The following is a 16,817-nucleotide window of genomic DNA, read 5'->3' as shown; positions in this document are numbered from 1 at the left end:
CCCAAACCTCGCTTCCGGAACACCCGCATCAGGCGCTCCCCGACGACACCGGAACGCAGACGCCCAGCCAGAACCAGCGGTGGCGCCTGCGTCTCGGGTTCAATTCTCGAAATCAATCAGGCAAAAAATGTCCATAGGCACTATCTGTCGGCTCAGCCGATCTCGTTACATGGCCGAGACCATGCTTCGGACCGTCCGGCCGACCGCGCCGGTGTGCTCGTCGCAAACCATCGCACCAATCTACCGGTGCCGCTGCCCCGCAACCAACCACCTCCATAGCTGGCGAGCATCGACGCAGGTAAATCCGCCGCAGCCGGTTTGCTGACCGTTCCTCCCACCTCACATCCCGCCCGGCGCGGTGGTGCGCGAGGCCGATTGAGGGATGGGTCACATACCGGTCGGGCGACTGCGTGCGGGGTCGTAGAGGTGGGACTGGGCGCAGTCGACGGGGACGCCGAGAGCCCGGCCGACGAGGATGACGGCGGCTTGGCGCAGACCTGCCGCCTCGACCTGGGTCGCGATGTCAGTGAGGGTGCCGCGCAGGACCAGTTGTTCGGGCTGGCTGGCCCGGTAGACGACGGCGACCGGGCAGGTGGGGCCGTATTCCTCGGCCAGTTCCTCGGCGAGGGTCTTGATTCTCGTGATGGCCAGGTGCAGGACGAGGGTGGCGCCGGTGGCGGCGAAATCGGCCAGAGCCTCGCCCTCGGGCATCTTCGTCGAGCGGGCCTGGGTGCGCGTGAGGACCACCGACTGGACCACCTCGGGGACAGTCAGTTCGGTGCCGAGGACGGCCGCGGCCGCCGCGTAGGCGGGGACGCCGGGGGTGATGTCCCAGGGGACGCCGTGTGCGTCGAGGCGGTGGGTCTGTTCGGTGAGGGCCGAATATATGGACGGGTCGCCAGAGCACAGGCGGGCTACGTCTTTACCGTCCTCATGCGCCTTCACGAGGTGGGCGGTGATCTGGTCGAGGTCCAGGCGCTGGGTGTCGATCAGTTCCGTGCCGGGCGCGCAGTGGGCGAGCACTTCGGGGTCGAGGTAGGTCCCCGCGTACAGGCAGACCGGGCTGTCGCGCAGGAGGTTCACCGCGCGCACCGTGAGCAGGTCGGCTGCGCCGGGGCCCGCCCCGATGAAATGCACCGTCATGGCAGCAGCGTAGAACGCTGGGCAGGTCTCAGCTCATTCGCGCCCGGACGAAGGTCGAGGCGAGATGCAGGTTGTCGGCCGGGTTCATGTCGGTGCTCGCACTCGACGCGTGCAGGAACGAGGTGATCAGCGCCAGGTGCTGTGGCGCTTCGAAGACGACGGTGAAGGTCCTCGTCTCCCCTGCTTCGAGGGTGGGGAGCCGGAATCGCACATGGGTCGGCCGCACCTCACCGCCGCCGGGATCGACCAGGCGGTGCCAGCCCTGGGTCGACAACCGGGCTTCGACGTCGGCGGCTTGTCTTCCGCCGACATTGGTGAGGGTGACGGTCGCGGTCACCCGCTGGCCGGGGTCTGCGGTGCGGGGCATGTCGAGGTGCACGCCGACGTCGCTGGGGTGGTCGCCCGGCGAACCGCCGACCTTCAGCACCCACAGCGTCATCGTGCCGCGGCTCGGCGCCACACCGGAGTCGGCGTCGCCCGAGTAGTCGGCGGTGATCAGATGGGTGCCGAAGCCCAGGTGGGAGACGTCGACATCGCGGGCGATGGCGAGCCCGTCGTCCACCGGGACAGGTGTGCCGAGCGGCTTGCCGTCTGCGGAGAACTGGACGGTGCCGGTGTCGATCTCGCCTGCGGGGTCACGGGCGGCCGTCGCGGTGAGGTCGAGTTGCTCGAAGTAGGTGACCGGGTTGTGGCTGGCGCTCACCTTCGTCGTCGAGGTGGCGGTATAAACGGTCAGTTCGGCCCGGCCGGTCGACTGTTCGTACACCTCGTCGCCGGAATAGTGCGCCTCGATCGTGCCCGAGCCCGCCCGCAACGGCGGCGAACTCGCCGTGCCGTCCGGGCCGAGGGTCACCGGATCGCCCAGTGCGGAACCGTTCTGCGAGAACTGAATCGCGCCGGTGGGTTTCGGCGCGTCCGGCTTCGGCGTCGGCACGGTGACGGTGGCGCCGACGACCGCACCGGCGAGCACCGGCGGTGGCGGGAGGGTCAGATGGACCTCGGTGGGCACCTTCACCGTCTGCACCAGCACGCCGACACTGCCGAAGACGGGTGCGAACACCCTGGTCGGGTCGTCTGCCAGATAGGTCGCGAGCACGTGGTGGGTGCCGGGCCGCAGGCCGTCGATCGGCGGCAGGGTCGCCACCCCGTCGACCAGCTCGATGGGTCCCGGCGTCGCGACTCCGTCGATCTCGAAGCGCACGTGCCCGGCGGGGGTCCCGAACGCCGGTGTGGTTCCCGGCTTCTGGCTCACCTTCGCGCTGAAGCCGACCGGTTCACCGACCTGGGCGATGTGGTTCGGCGCAGTCGTCGTCACCTCGATCTCGGTCGGCACCTGGTCGTCGTGCAGCCGGAACACCGCGCCGCCGATCAGGTGGGCCGGGTCGTCGGTGGCGGACGCGGTGACCAGGAATCCGCCAGGCAGTTCCCCCTGCCGGGTCGCGGCCAGTGCGGTCAAATCCACCTGGGCGTAGCCGTCGGCGTCGGTGGTCGCCCGGATCGTGTCGCGGCCGTTGTCGAATACGGCGGCGGGCGGCTGGCCGGCGGGCATCGCGAAGGTGATCGATTTGCCCGCCTGCGGTCCGTGGATCGCGTCGACGAAGCGCACCCGCAGCGGCTCGGCGAAGGGCTGTCCCGAGTAGGCGCTCTGACTGTTGCCCGAGATCAGTTCCACCCGACTGCGTTTCGATGGGATCGGGACGATCAGCTGGACCTTGCCGTCGTTGAGCCGGTCCCGATTCGCGTGGCTGCCGTCGGGCCCGTTGTAGAAGTGCGGCGGCTGGTTCGCGACGCTGTCGACGGTCGACTCGCCGCCGCCCCCACCGCCACCGCCGCCGTCGTTGCCGTCTTGCGCGCCGTGGCCCTTGCCGCCGCCGTGACTACCGCCGCCACCGCCCCCGCCACCGCCGCCGGTGGAACTGCCGGTGGCGTGGCCGCCGTGCACACCACGCTCGCTGCCGCCCTCACCGCCGAAGCCACCACCGAAGCCGCCACTGGTGCCGTCACCCGGCTGGGGACCGCCGTCGCCACCGTCACCACCGTCGGCGCTGAAGCCGTTGCCACCGCCGCCGCCACCGCCCCCGGCGACGATGATCGGCCGGTTCTCGGAGGACGGTCGCGTACCGCAGTCGGCGGCGTTCTGGCTCACCGCCGACGCGCCACCACCGCCCGCACCGCTGTAGGACGCGCCGGAATCGGCGGTGCCACGAGCACCGCCGGTGCCGTATCCCCAACCGCCGCCGGGCCCGCCGTAATGCCCGACATCGATCTTCAGCTGTTTGCGTTCCTGCACGGCGATCACCGCCTGCACACCGCTGCCCGCGCCACCGGTGCCCACATCGCCGAAGTCGTGCCCGCCGCCCGCGCCGGACCCGCCGAGCACATCGGCGAAGATCTCGTCGACGCCGTCGCCCACGCAGAAGTACTGCGCGGATTCGCCGTGCACACCGAAGGTCGTCGTGCGGACACCGTCGGCCGAGGTCAGGAACAGGACGTAGCCGTCACCGGAGACCGACGCGGTGGTCACGCTCGCCTTGGAAAGGCCCGGGGACGCATATGAAGTCCCGCCACCACCGCCCGCGCCGCCAGCGCCCGGTGCGGCGTGCGGACCGTGCGTGATCGGTGTCTCCGGCGCGGCCGCTCCGCCGCAGCCACCACCCTGCCCGGCACCGCCCAGGTAGCCACCACCACCGCCGCCCCCGCCCCCGCCGCCGCCGGTCTTGTCGAATGTGTGGCCCGCACCGCCCGCGCGGGTGCCGCCACAGGTCAGACCGCTCGGCGTGGTGCCTGCCGGATTGTTCTCCCCCGCTCCGCCGGTCCACGGCGGCCCTTCCTGCCAGCCGACCGCCGCGCTGCCGTCACCACCGTCACCGCCGTCGCGACGGGAGCCGCCACCGCAGTAGAAGAACGTCGAATCCTGCACGGGTGACACCGAATAGCAGTCCGGGGCGTTGCCACCCGCGCCGCCTCCGCCGCCCGCGACCAGCACGGGCTCGTTGTCGGGTCCGAGCACCGCCGACGCACCGCCACCACCGCCGCCGTCCCAGCCGCTCGAGTAGACCGTGCCGAAATTCGTGAGCTGATCGACCGCTTCACCCCGGGCACCGCCGGAGGCGTACGGCGAGAAGCCGCCGTTCTCCCCGCCCGCGCACCCGACCTGGACCTGGAACTCCTGCTGCGGACTCACCCGCAGCCCACCGCTGACCTGTCCGCCCAGCCCACCGATGCCGGTGAAGTTCGGGTTCGGTGTCTGGCCCTGTCCGCCGACCGCCTCGATGTAGAGGCTCGTCGTGCCCGGTGGGACCCGGTAGGTCTGAGTTCGGTCGCTGCAATAGAACACGTCGATCGAGAGACCGGATTCCGGATCCTCGAAATGGTCGGACGTGCGCTGGGCGGACGGGCCCGGCGGCTGGGCCGACGCGTGCGTCGCGGTGCCGAGCACGAGCACCACGCCGAGAAGCGCGGCGACCCACGCCTGGGCCACAGTCCGTCCGGCCATGCCAGAACTCCGTTCGCCGGCCTCGTTGCTTGCGAAACTTGTCGAAACGGTAGCCCTGGTTGTCGCCTCGGCCTGCCAGCGACGCGCGTACTTCTGCTGGTCATCGGGTTGCCGAGGGGTCTGGCGTAAACCGGAATCCGGGTTCCCTTGCGCTCGCTCGGCTGGATGCCCGCCGGGCACGGCAGTAGGTTCGGTGGCGACGAAGACCGTTGCGACGACGGGCTCCCCGATGAGTTGAGGTAGACCATGGAGTTGTCCAAGGGCGCGAACGCACCGGTGCCGTCGAGCGAAGTGCGGGTCACGGTGTCCGCCGTCGCGGGAGCCGACCTCGCCGCGCTGTTGCTGACCGCCGCCGGAAAGGTGCGCTCCGACAGCGATTTCGTCTTCTACAACCAACCCGTCGCCCCCGGCGTCGAGGTCGTCTCGGCCGAGACCGTCCGTGTGTCGTTCGGCGCGGTGCCCGCCGATATCGACCGGATCGCGTTCACCGCCAGCCTCGACGGCACCGGACCCGCCGATTGGGGCCGGGCCGGACCGCCCAGGATCACGGTGACCGACGAATCGACCGGCGCCCTGCTCGCCACGTTCACACCGACCGGGCTCGGGCCGGAGACCGCGTTGATCGCGTGCGAGCTGTATCGGCGCGGGGACGAGTGGAAGGTCCGCGCGGTCGGTCAGGGATACGCGCAGGGTCTGGCCGGTATCGCGACCGATTTCGGCATCACCGTCGACGACGAGCCGGCCGAGGTTCAACCGCCGTCACCCGCCGAAGCCGCTCCGGCCGAGGTTCGATCGGCGCCGACGACCCCCGCCGAACCGCCGCGGTTCGGACACCCGACGGTCGACCTGTCGAAAGGGCATGTGTCCCTGCGCAAGAGCGAAACGGTGTCACTCACCAAGGCCGGTGCGCCCCCACTCGCCCAGGTGCGAATGGGCTTGGGCTGGGACCCCGCGACCCACGGCACCAGGATCGACCTCGACGCCTCCGTCATCGCCTACGACGACCGCGCCAAGAAACTCACCAATGTCTGGTTCCTACGACGCGAGGCGTTCGACGGCGCCGTCAAACACTCCGGCGACAACCTGACCGGCCACGGTGACGGCGACGACGAGGTCATCACCGTCGACCTGACGGCCCTTCCCCCGGAGGTCTACGCCCTGGTCTTCACCGTGAACTCCTTCGCGGGCCAAAAATTCGACCAGGTCGGTCGCGCACACTGCCGTCTCCTCGACGACCACACCGGCGCCGAACTGGTCCGCTTCGAACTGTCCAAGGGCGAACCGACCACGGGCGTCTTCCTCGCCATGCTCACCCGCGCCGCACACGGCTGGAATATGACTGCGCTCGGGGAGTATTCGAAAGGCGCGACCGTGCGCAAGATGGTCGACCCGGGCAAACAGTTCGTGCTGTCGAGTCGATAGTCGGCCCGGAGACCCCCTCCCACGAGGCCGAATCGGCCGCGTGGACCGTCTGGTCGCCGTTTCGACAGTAGGGTCGGCCTCGGCGGCCGACCGATGCGATCGGCGGGTTCCGGCAGTAAGTTCGGTCGCGGACGGCGTGTGCCGCCAGGACGAGGAGGAGCGGCCGCCATGCGGGTTCGGGTCGGGTTGGGTGTGAGTCTGATGGTGGTCGCGGCTGCCGCGCTGACGGGGTGCAACGAGACCAAGGCCGGTCATCCGACGACGGCCATGGACAGCTTCGCGCCCTCCGAGGACAACCAGGACCCGGCGAAGGAGATCCCCGGCGTCGTCACCGCCGAATATCCGCTCGGCAATCATGTGCCGAGCACGCAGCGGGTGGCGTACACGTCGATTCCGCCGATGGGCGGTACGCACGATGCGGTCTGGGCGGCCTGCGACGGCGTGGTCTATCCCGAGGGCATCCGGACCGAGAACGCCGTGCACTCGATGGAGCACGGCGCGGTGTGGATCGCCTACGACCCCGCGCGGGTGAGCGCCGACGACCAGGCGACGCTGCGCAACAAGGTGCAGGGCAGGACATACACCTTCATGTCGCCCATCCCGAACATGGCCGATCCGATTTCGCTGCAGTCGTGGGGGCACCAACTCGTCCTCGACAGCGCGACCGACCCGCGCGTCGACCAGTTCATCATGGCCCTGCGCAACAACCCTTACACCACACCGGAACCCGGTGCCTCCTGCAGCAATCCGATCTTCGACCGCGATCCCGCGCCCTACGACCCGTCGACTCCCGGCCCGGACGCCGCACCGATGGACAGCGAGCCCGCCTTCCCGACCGAAGTACCTGAACTCCCGCCCGTGCCTACGCCCCGCTGACCTACCCGGTCATGTCGAAATGCGCGATGACCTTCGTCGGCCGCACCCGCACCACCAGTTCCCCCGGCACCCCGTTGCGCTTGCCGAATTCCTCGGCCCGGTCCGCACCCATGTACCGGGCGGCGATGGCGGTCGCGGTCCGCACCAGCTCCGCCGGATCCTCCGACAACTCGACCGTCCCCTGCACCTCCACCAGCCCATAGGGCGGTTCTTCCAGATCCACACACACCGCAACCCGGGGGTCCCGCGCGAACGCCCGCCCCTTCGCGGTCTCCTTCCCTGTATTGAACACCAGCTCATCGCCTTCCACGATGAACCAGATCGGCGTCACCAACGGCCGCCCGTCCTTCGCCGTGAACGCCACCTTGCCCGTCCGCGTGCCGTGGGAAAGGAACTCTCGCACCTGAGGATCCGTCAGGGAAGTCATGCGCCCCAGCGTAGGCCCCTCCCCGGCCCCCACCCAGGAACCCGCGAGGCCTGTCGCTCCGCGAGGGAGGGGCAGACTGGGCTGATGGACCAGCTGATCGTCGTCGATGCGGCCAATGTCATCGGTTCGCGCCCCGACGGGTGGTGGAAGGACCGTGCCGGTGCCGCCCGGCGATTACTTGCCGAACTCGCCGCGCCGGCCGAGACCACCGATGTGATCGTGGTACTCGAAGGCGCCGCGAAAGCAGGCGCGGACGCGGCCTGCGCCCCGCTGAAGGTTGTTCTCGCCGAAGGATCGGGCGACGACGCGATCGTCGACGTAGTCGCCACCGCGGACTACGACACGATCATCGTCGTCACCGCCGACCGGGAGCTGCGCGCAAGGGTTGCGGCACATGGCGCCGAGGCCGTCGGCCCGAGCTGGCTGTGGACCCGCATCGCGGAGTAGTCAGCGACGCTGGTCCAGTCGGCTGTCGTAGCCGGCCGTCAGTGCGGCCAAGGCCATCTGCCGCAGCACCGGTCTGGCTCGGGAAGCACTCGCCGCCGACGCACTGTGCGGCGTGGAGTTGATGAGGCCGAAGGCGGCGTGGGCTTGGATGCGAGCGGTCTCCTCCGCGAGGCCGGGGGTCAGTTCGCGCAGGACCGCCACCCAGACTTCGACGTATTGGCGCTGGGTGCGGCGCAGGACTCGGCGTTCGGGGGTGGGGACCTTGTCGAGGTCGCGGTCCTGGATGCGGATGAGTTCAGGGTTGCCGAAGGCGAAGTCGAGGTGGAAGTCGACCAGGCCGGCGAGGGCTTCGGCGGCCGTCGACGATTCGGCGACCACGGCGCGGCCGCCGGCCAGCAAATGCTCACTGATGCCGACGAGCAGTTCGACCAGCAGTGCCTCTTTGTTCGCGAAGTGCCGGTAGACGGCGGGTCCGCTGATGCCGACGGCGGCGCCCAGGTCGTCGAGGCGCACGCCGAGGAAACCCCGGTCGGCGATCAGTCGGGCGCCTGCCGTGAGCAACTGCTCCCGGCGCTGCGCCTTGAGCTGCTCGCGCCGGGTCGCCTGGACGGGTTCGGCCACCGGCGCTCCTTCCACCTCTGGACAACTTGGTTAATCAACATTAACCTGAATTTCAGTTATTGGCGATTAACCGGATGGCAGGATGGCCCGATGACGGTGACACACGACCTCGGCAATGACACCGAGGCCGCCACGAGCAATCGAGACGCGCACCTCGCCCTGGTGGCGGACCTGCGGCAACGGCTGGCCGCGACCGCGCTCGGCGGCCCGCAGAAGTCGCGCGAACGCCACGTCGCCCGGGGCAAGCTCCTCCCCCGCGACCGCATCGACGAACTGCTCGACCCGGGCAGCCCCTTCCTCGAGCTGGCGCCGCTGGCGGGCAACGGCATGTACGACGACGAGTGCCCCGGCGCGGGTGTGATCGCGGGCATCGGCCGGATCGCGGGCCGGGAATGCCTGGTGCTGGCCAACGACCCGACGGTCAAGGGCGGCACCTACTACCCGATCACGGTGAAGAAGCACCTGCGCGCCCAGGAGGTGGCCGCGCAGAACAACCTGCCGTGCGTGTACCTGGTGGAGTCCGGCGGCGGGTTCCTGCCCCGCCAGGACGAGGTGTTCCCCGACCGCGACCACTTCGGCCGCATCTTCTACAACCAGGCGAACATGAGCGCGCGCGGCATCGCGCAGATCGCGGCGGTCCTCGGCTCGTGCACCGCCGGCGGCGCGTATGTGCCCGCGATGGCCGACGAAGCCGTGATCGTGCGCGACCAGGGCACCATCTTCCTGGGTGGCCCGCCGCTGGTGAAGGCCGCGACCGGTGAGGTCGTCACCGCCGAGGAACTGGGCGGTGGTCTGCTGCATTCGCGCACTTCCGGCGTCACCGATCATCTCGCCGAGGACGACCGCGACGCGCTGCGCATCGTGCGCAATATCGTCTCGACGCTCGGCCCGCGCCCCGAGGCCCCGTGGGAGGTGTTGCCGAGCACCCCGCCCGCCAAGCCCGAGGACGAGCTCTACGACGTGGTCCCCGTCGACCCGCGCACGCCGTATGACGTGCGCGAGGTGATCGACCGGATCGTCGACGGCGAGAGCGGTTTCCAGGAATTCAAGGCCGAGTACGGCAAGACCCTGGTCACCGGTTTCGCGCGCATCCACGGTCATCCGGTTGGCATCGTCGCCAACAACGGCGTGCTGTTCAGCGAATCGGCCATGAAAGGCGCGCATTTCATCGAGCTGTGCGACAAGCGCAAGATCCCGCTGCTGTTCCTGCAGAACATCACCGGCTTCATGGTCGGGCGCGACTACGAGGCCGGTGGTATCGCCAAGCACGGCGCGAAGATGGTCACCGCGGTGGCGTGCGCGCGGGTGCCGAAGCTGACAGTCGTGATCGGTGGTTCCTACGGTGCGGGCAACTACTCCATGTGCGGGCGCGCGTATTCGCCGCGCTTCCTGTGGATGTGGCCGAACGCGCGCATCTCGGTGATGGGTGGCGAGCAGGCCGCCTCGGTGCTGGCCACGGTGCGCGGCGACCAGCTCGACAGCGCGGGCAAGCCCTGGTCGGCCGAGGATCAGGAGGCGTTCAAGGCCCCGATCCGCGAGCAGTACGAGACCCAGGGCAACCCGTACTACGCGACGGCGCGCATCTGGGACGACGGCGTGATCGCCCCCACCGACACCAGAACAGTGCTCGGACTTGCCCTTTCGGTGTGTGCGCAAGCGCCACTCGAACCCGTTTCCTACGGCGTCTTCCGGATGTGAGCGACATGCTGAACAAATCCCAACCCGTCGAATTCGACACCGTCCTGGTCGCCAATCGCGGTGAGATCGCGGTGCGCGTCATCAAGACGTTGCGTGCCATGGGCATTCGTTCCGTCGCGGTGTACAGCGACGCCGACAAGAACGCGCGCCATGTGCGCGAGGCCGATGTCGCGGTGCGACTGGGCCCGGCGCCCGCGCGCGAGAGCTACTTGTCGATCGACAAGGTCGTCGACGCCGCCGTGCGTTCCGGCGCGCAGGCGGTGCACCCGGGTTACGGCTTCCTGTCGGAGAATTCGGCGTTCGCCGCCGCATTGGCCGACGCGGGCATCGTCTTCCTCGGGCCGCCCGCCAAGGCCATCGAGGTGATGGGCGACAAGATCACCGCGAAGAAGACGGTGACGGCGTTCGGCGTTCCGGTGGTCCCCGGCATCGCCGAACCCGGCCTCACCGACGACCAATTGATCGCGGCCGCAACCGATATCGGCTACCCCGTGCTGGTGAAACCGTCGGCCGGTGGTGGTGGCAAGGGCATGCGCCTGGTCGAGCGGGCCGAGGACCTGCCCGCCGCGCTGGTGAGCGCCCGCCGCGAAGCCGGTGCCGCCTTCGGCGACGACACCCTGTTCCTGGAACGTTTCGTCACCCGGCCACGGCACATCGAAGTACAGGTGTTGGCAGACGCTTTCGGCAATGTGGTGCACCTGGGTGAGCGCGAGTGCAGTTTGCAGCGCAGGCATCAGAAGGTCATCGAGGAAGCACCCTCGCCGCTGCTCGACGCCGCTACCCGGGCGCGGATCGGCACCGCGGCCTGCAACACCGCGCGCAGCGTCGACTACGTGGGCGCGGGCACCGTGGAGTTCATCGTCTCCGCCGACCGCCCCGACGAGTTCTTCTTCATGGAGATGAACACCCGGCTGCAGGTGGAACACCCGGTGACCGAGATGGTCACCGGTATCGACCTGGTGGAATGCCAGGTCCGGGTGGCCGCCGGGCAGAAGCTGGCGCGCACCCAGGACGAGATCCACCTGGTCGGGCACGCGATCGAGGCCCGTGTGTACGCCGAGGACCCGGGCCGCGGCTTCCTGCCGACCGGTGGCACGGTGCTGGCCCTGTCGGAGCCGGAAGGCCAAGGCATCCGGGTGGATTCGGGGCTGTCGGTGGGCACCGTGGTCGGCAGCGACTACGACCCGATGCTGTCGAAGGTGATCGCGCGCGGCACCACCCGCGCCGACGCCCTCGCCGCGCTCGACCGAGCGCTGGAACAGACGGTGCTGCTCGGCGTCACGAGCAATATCGAGTTCCTGCGCTTCCTGCTCGCCGACGAGGACGTGCAGGCGGGCCGCCTCGACACCGCACTGCTCGACCGCCGGGTCGCCGACTTCACGCCCGCCGAACCCACCGACGACGACTTCATCGCCGCCGCCGCGTACCACTGGCTGCGACGCTGGCCGGAGCCCAGCGCAGATCTGTGGGCGATCCCGTCGGGCTGGCGGCTCGGTTCGCCCGCGCCGACCGCGATCCGCCTCGCATCGGGTGACCAGGTGCGCCACGTGTTCATCACGGGCACACCGGATTCCGCAACGGTGCGACTGGCAAACGATGGGACCGGTCCGACCGGCGCGCAGCAGCACGCCGACAATCCGGCAGCAGCCGATGGTTCGGCAGCAGCCGGTGTCCAGGCAGCCGCCGGTGGTTCGGCGGCAGCCGGACGGACACAGCCGGATGAGGCCGGGACCAGCACACTGACAGCCACCCTGCTCGACGACAGCCTCGTACTCACCATCGACGGCCTGCGCCGCCAGGTGCGCGTAGCCGAGGCCGACGGCCAGCTGTGGGTGAGCGACAACGGCCGCGTCTCCGTACTGCGCGAAGTAGCGGAAGCGAGCGTGCGTGGCGATGCCGCGCACGTCGGCGATGCCGAAATCCGCAGCCCCATGCCGGGTTCGGTGATCGCGGCACCGGTCGCGAACGGCGCGACGGTCGCTGTCGGCGATCCGGTGATCGTGATCGAAGCCATGAAGATGGAGCACACCCTCACCGCCCCGGTAGCGGGCACGGTGGAGGTGCTGGCCGCGCCGGGCACACAGGTGAAACTCGACCAGGTGTTGGTTCGTGTCGTCGCCCACCCCGCCGAAACCGGGGACAGCGCCACCACGGCGGGGGCAGCCACCGATGCGGGCACGGCCGCCCGCGAAACCGCCGACGCAAGCGCGACCACCGGCCGAACAGCCCACGCAGGCACGTCCGACGTCGACACCGAGCGCGAAGGAACCCCCGCATGACCGACTACCTGTCCACCGGTTCCCTGCCGGAGGAATACCGTCAGCTCGCACTCACCGTGCGCGACTTCGCCCAGCAGGTCGTCGCCCCGGTGTCGGCGAAACACGATGCCGAGCACAGCTTCCCGTACGAGGTCGTGGCAGGCATGGCCGACATGGGGCTGTTCGGCCTGCCGTTCCCCGAGGAGTTCGGCGGCATGGGTGGCGACTACTTCGCCCTGTGTCTCGCGCTCGAGGAACTCGGCAAGGTCGACCAGAGCGTGGCCATCACCCTCGAGGCCGGTGTCTCCCTGGGCGCCATGCCGATCTACCGGTTCGGCAACGACGACCAGCGCGCGGAGTGGTTGCCCCAGCTCACCAGCGGGCAGGCGCTGGCCGGTTTCGGCCTCACCGAGCCCGACGCCGGCAGCGACGCCGGTGGGACGCGGACCACGGCCGTCGAAGACGGTGACAGCTGGATCATCAACGGCAGCAAGCAGTTCATCACCAACTCGGGCACCGACATCACCCGCCTGGTCACCGTCACCGCGGTGACCGGCAACAACGGCGGCAAGAAGGAGATCTCCACGATCCTGGTGCCGACCACGACGCCGGGATTCGTGGCCGAGCCCGCCTACAACAAGGTCGGCTGGAACGCCTCCAACACCCACCCGCTGAGCTTCACCGATGTGCGGGTGCCGCGGGATAACCTACTCGGCGAGCGCGGACGCGGTTACGCCAACTTCCTGCGCATCCTCGACGAGGGCCGCATCGCCATCGCCGCGCTCGCGGTGGGTGCGGCACAGGGTTGTGTGGACGAGAGCGTGCGGTACGCGGGCGAGCGACAGGCGTTCGGCCAGGCCATCGGCCGCAACCAGGCCATCGCGTTCAAGATCGCCAGGATGGAGGCCCGCGCCCACACCGCGCGCACCGCCTACTACGACGCGGCCGCCCTCATGCTGGCGGGCAAGCCGTTCAAGAAGCAGGCCTCGATCGCGAAGATGGTCGCCAGTGAGGCGGCCATGGACAACGCCCGCGACGCCACCCAGATCTTCGGTGGCAACGGCTTCATGAACGAATACCTCGTCTCCAGGCACTACCGTGACAGCAAGATCCTGGAAATCGGTGAGGGCACAACGGAGGTGCAGCTGATGCTGATCGCACGGGAGCTGGGACTGTGACCGAGAAGCGCGTGGTGCAGCGCGGCCTGTGGTTCGAGGAGTTCGAGATCGGCACGATCTACGAGCACCGGCCCGGCCGCACCATCACCGAGGCCGACAACGTCCTGTTCACCACCCTCACCATGAACACCCAGGCCCTGCACCTGGACGCGGCGTTCGCCGATGCCCAGCCACCGTTCAACCAGCGGCTGGTGAACTCGATGTTCACGCTGTCGACGCTGGTTGGGCTCTCGGTGGCCCAGCTCACCCAGGGCACCCTGGTCGCCAACCTCGGCTTCTCCGAGATGACCGTGCCCGCCCCGCTGTTCCACGGCGACACCATGTACGCCGAAACCCTGGTCACCGGCAAACGCGAGTCCAAGAGCCGCCCGGGCGAGGGCATCGTGAGCCTGACGCACACCGCGCGCAACCAGAACGGCGTGGTGGTGGCGACAGCGGTCCGGCAGACCCTGGTACGCAAGGCGCCGACCACATGAGCGCCTGGCAGCCGACGGGCCCGGCCTGGCTGTTCTGCCCCGCCGACCGTCCCGAACGCTTCGCCAAAGCCGCCGCGGCCGCCGACGTGGTGATCCTCGACCTCGAGGACGGTGTGGCACCTGCCGACAAGGCCGCAGCCCGGCAGGCGCTGCTCGACACCCCACTCGACCCGCAGCACACCGTGATCCGCGTGAATGCGGCGGGCACCGACGACCACGTCGACGACCTGGCCGTGCTTGCCAAGACCGACTACCGGCGGGTGATGCTGCCCAAGTGCGAGTCCGCCGAGCAGGTGCGCAACCTCGCCCAGTGCGAGGTCATCGTGCTGGTCGAATCACCGCTGGGCGCGGTGCGCGTCGCCGAAACGGTGCAGGTGGACAACGCCATCGGGGTGATGTGGGGTGCGGAGGACCTGATCGCCGGGCTCGGTGGCAATGCCAGCAGGCACGCCGACGGCAGCTACCGCGACATCGCCCGGCACGTGCGTTCCACCAGCCTGCTCGCCGCCAAGGCGTTCGGCCGGTTCGCGCTGGATTCGGTGTATCTGAACATCAAGGATCTGGACGGCCTTGCGGCGGAGACGCTCGACGCGGTCGCGGTCGGCTTCGACGGCAAGGTGGCCATCCACCCGAGTCAGGTTCCGGTGATCCGCGCCGGGTACGCGCCTTCCGAGGCCGAAACCGACTGGGCGCGGCGGGTTCTCGCCGAAGTTCCGAACCACCGTGGCGTATTCGCCTTCGAAGGGCGCATGGTGGACGCACCGGTATTGCGTCATGCCGAGCAGATCGTGCGCCGCGCCGACCTGTCCTGAACCGAGGAGGACCACGCCAGTGCAACCACAATGGGTACCGACCGACGACGACATCGCGGCTGCCCGGATCACCGATTTCGCCGCGTTCGTCACCGCCCGCACCGGCGTCTCCTATCCGGACTACCGGGCCCTGTGGCAGTGGTCGGTCGACGACCTCGAGGGGTTCTGGCAGGCGCTGTGGGACTACTTCGAACTCGGTGAGACGGCGGGCGAGGTCCTCGGTTCCCGGGAAATGCCGGGCGCAGAGTGGTTCCCGGGTACCCGGTTGAACTACGTCGACCAGATCATCCGGATGGCCCAGTTCGGCAGACCCGCGATCATCGCCCTGCACGAGGACGCCGAACCGCGCGAGATCCTGTGGTCCGATCTGATCGAGCAGGTCACCGTTTTCGCCCGCACGCTGCGGGAACAGGGGGTCGAGGCGGGTGACCGGGTGGTGGGTTATCTGCCCAACATCCCGGAGGCGGTCGTCGCCTTCCTCGCGACCGCGAGCATCGGCGCGGTGTGGAGCGCCTGCGGACAGGACTACTCCGCCAAGGCGGCGCTCGACCGGCTCGGACAGCTCGACCCGGCGGTGCTCGTCACCGCCGACGGCTACCGTTTCGGCGGCAAGGACCACGACAAGCGAGCCGATATCGCCGCGCTGAAAGAAGGGCTGCCCGGTCTACGCGCGACCGTCGTCGTGCCTCAGCTCGGCCTCGCGGTGCCCGACGCACTGGCCTGGGCCGACACGGTCACCGACGAGAATTTCGGCATCATCGAAACCACCCCGGTCGATTTCGATCATCCGCTGTGGATCGTGTTCTCCTCCGGCACAACCGGACTGCCCAAGGGCATCGTCCACGGCCACGGCGGTGTGCTGCTCGAACACCTCAAAGCGGTTGCGCTGCAATCCGATATCGGTACCGATGATGTCTTCTTCTGGTACACCAGCCCGAGCTGGATGATGTGGAACTTCCAGGTCGCCGGGTTGCTGGCAGGCGCGACCATCGTCACCTACGACGGAAGTCCGACCGCGGGCCGCCCGGATGCGCTGTGGCGCATCGCCGCCCAGGTCGGTGCCACCGTATTCGGCACCAGCCCGGGGTATGTGCTCGGCTGCATCAAGGCCGGTGCCGTGCCGCGCACCGATCACGACCTGTCCGCCCTGCGCACCGTCGGCATCACCGGCTCGGCGCTGCCGGAGACGAGCGCGCTGTGGCTGAGCGAGAACGTCGGCCCGCGTGTGCAGGTGAGTTCGATCAGCGGTGGCACGGATGTGGTGTCGGCCTTCGCGGGTGGTGCGCCGACCGTACCGGTGTGGCCGGGTGAGCTGTCGGCACCGTATCTCGGGGTGGCTCTCGACGCGTTCGACGAACAGGGCAAGCCGGTGCGCGGCGAGGTCGGTGAGCTCGTGGTGACCGAGCCGATGCCGTCGATGCCGGTCCATTTCTGGCGCGACGACGACGGAAAGCGTTACCGCGACGCCTATTTCGACACCTACCCCGGCGTGTGGCGCCACGGCGACTGGATCACGCTCACCGAACACGGCAGCGTGGTGGTGCACGGACGCTCCGACTCCACCCTCAACCGGCACGGAATCCGCATGGGCAGCGCCGACATCTACCAAGTGGTCGAGCAGTTCCCGGAGATCGCCGAGGCCTTGGTGATCGGCGCCGAACAGCCCGACGGCGGCTACTGGATGCCGCTGTTCGTCGTGCTCGCGCCCGGCGCCGAACTCACCGACGACCTGAAAACCCGGATCAATGCCGCCATCCGGAGCGAAGTCTCGCCCCGGCACGTGCCCGACGAGATCCGTGAGGCGCCGGGCATTCCGCACACCCGCACCGGTAAGAAGCTCGAGGTGCCCATCAAGAAGCTCTTCCAGGGCGCCGACCCGGCTCGCGTCGTGGAGCGCAGCGCGGTCGACGACCCGGCGCTGCTCGACTGGTATGCCCGGATCACGCCCTCCGACACCGTTTAA

Annotated in this window: 13 protein-coding genes; 9 read left to right on the top strand and 4 right to left on the bottom strand. The window is 69.2% G+C overall.

The genetic code is table 11. The features are described 5' to 3' along the window. Positions 1-387: 387 nt before the first annotated feature. Both cobM and AB0F86_RS11790 read right to left on the bottom strand, forming a co-directional pair. Positions 388-1,143, bottom strand: coding sequence for a precorrin-4 C(11)-methyltransferase (gene cobM / locus AB0F86_RS11795; RefSeq protein ID WP_356985903.1), 756 nt, complete (start codon positions 1,141-1,143; stop codon positions 388-390). Positions 1,144-1,171: 28 nt separating this feature from the next. Then, positions 1,172-4,639 (bottom strand): Ig-like domain repeat protein, encoded by a 3,468-nt coding sequence (locus AB0F86_RS11790; RefSeq protein WP_356985904.1) that lies wholly within the window; start codon positions 4,637-4,639, stop codon positions 1,172-1,174. A 246-nt stretch (positions 4,640-4,885) separates the two neighbouring features. Between AB0F86_RS11790 and AB0F86_RS11785 the strand changes: the two genes are divergently transcribed. Both AB0F86_RS11785 and AB0F86_RS11780 read left to right on the top strand, forming a co-directional pair. Beyond that, positions 4,886-6,061: a TerD family protein gene (locus tag AB0F86_RS11785; RefSeq protein ID WP_356985905.1), complete on the top strand. Its 1,176-nt coding sequence runs from the start codon at positions 4,886-4,888 to the stop codon at positions 6,059-6,061. A gap of 168 nt (positions 6,062-6,229) precedes the next feature. After that, positions 6,230-6,937: a DUF3105 domain-containing protein gene (locus AB0F86_RS11780; RefSeq protein WP_356985906.1), complete on the top strand. Its 708-nt coding sequence runs from the start codon at positions 6,230-6,232 to the stop codon at positions 6,935-6,937. Position 6,938: 1 nt separating this feature from the next. On the opposite strand, the gene AB0F86_RS11775 is transcribed toward AB0F86_RS11780, so the two are convergent. Then, the gene (locus tag AB0F86_RS11775) at positions 6,939-7,364 is read right to left on the bottom strand and encodes a PPOX class F420-dependent oxidoreductase (RefSeq protein WP_067485274.1); all 426 of its coding nucleotides are present in this window, start codon (positions 7,362-7,364) and stop codon (positions 6,939-6,941) included. Between the two features lie 84 nt (positions 7,365-7,448). On the opposite strand from AB0F86_RS11775, the gene AB0F86_RS11770 reads away from it, so the two are divergent. After that, a complete protein-coding gene (locus AB0F86_RS11770; RefSeq protein WP_356985907.1) occupies positions 7,449-7,811 on the top strand; it encodes an NYN domain-containing protein in 363 nt (120 codons plus the stop codon). On the opposite strand, the gene AB0F86_RS11765 is transcribed toward AB0F86_RS11770, so the two are convergent. After that, on the bottom strand, positions 7,812-8,432 hold the full coding sequence (locus AB0F86_RS11765; protein WP_225278604.1) for a TetR/AcrR family transcriptional regulator: 621 nt from the start codon (positions 8,430-8,432) through the stop codon (positions 7,812-7,814). A gap of 90 nt (positions 8,433-8,522) precedes the next feature. Between AB0F86_RS11765 and AB0F86_RS11760 the strand changes: the two genes are divergently transcribed. From AB0F86_RS11760 to AB0F86_RS11735, 6 genes are read left to right on the top strand one after another with little or no spacing between them, the layout of a single operon-like run. Then, a complete protein-coding gene (locus AB0F86_RS11760; protein ID WP_356985908.1) occupies positions 8,523-10,130 on the top strand; it encodes a carboxyl transferase domain-containing protein in 1,608 nt (535 codons plus the stop codon). Between the two features lie 5 nt (positions 10,131-10,135). After that, positions 10,136-12,409 carry a biotin carboxylase N-terminal domain-containing protein gene (locus AB0F86_RS11755; RefSeq protein ID WP_356985909.1) on the top strand — a complete coding sequence of 758 codons (2,274 nt, stop codon included), beginning with the start codon at positions 10,136-10,138 and terminating at the stop codon, positions 12,407-12,409. Continuing rightward, positions 12,406-13,566 carry an acyl-CoA dehydrogenase family protein gene (locus tag AB0F86_RS11750; RefSeq protein ID WP_356985910.1) on the top strand — a complete coding sequence of 387 codons (1,161 nt, stop codon included), beginning with the start codon at positions 12,406-12,408 and terminating at the stop codon, positions 13,564-13,566. The genes AB0F86_RS11755 and AB0F86_RS11750 overlap by 4 nt, the downstream gene beginning before the upstream one ends. Beyond that, positions 13,563-14,042, top strand: coding sequence for a MaoC family dehydratase (locus tag AB0F86_RS11745; protein WP_067485249.1), 480 nt, complete (start codon positions 13,563-13,565; stop codon positions 14,040-14,042). Before AB0F86_RS11750 ends, AB0F86_RS11745 begins: the two co-directional genes overlap by 4 nt. Continuing rightward, a complete protein-coding gene (locus AB0F86_RS11740; protein WP_356985911.1) occupies positions 14,039-14,854 on the top strand; it encodes a CoA ester lyase in 816 nt (271 codons plus the stop codon). Before AB0F86_RS11745 ends, AB0F86_RS11740 begins: the two co-directional genes overlap by 4 nt. Before the next feature lie 19 nt (positions 14,855-14,873). Beyond that, complete coding sequence (locus AB0F86_RS11735; protein WP_356985912.1) at positions 14,874-16,817, top strand: acetoacetate--CoA ligase; 1,944 nt, start codon at positions 14,874-14,876, stop codon at positions 16,815-16,817.

Origin of the sequence: Nocardia sp. NPDC023733 (assembly GCF_040639775.1) — a bacterium.
Lineage (GTDB): Bacteria > Actinomycetota > Actinomycetes > Mycobacteriales > Mycobacteriaceae > Nocardia > Nocardia rosealba.
This window is presented reverse-complemented; position numbering and strand designations above follow the sequence as displayed.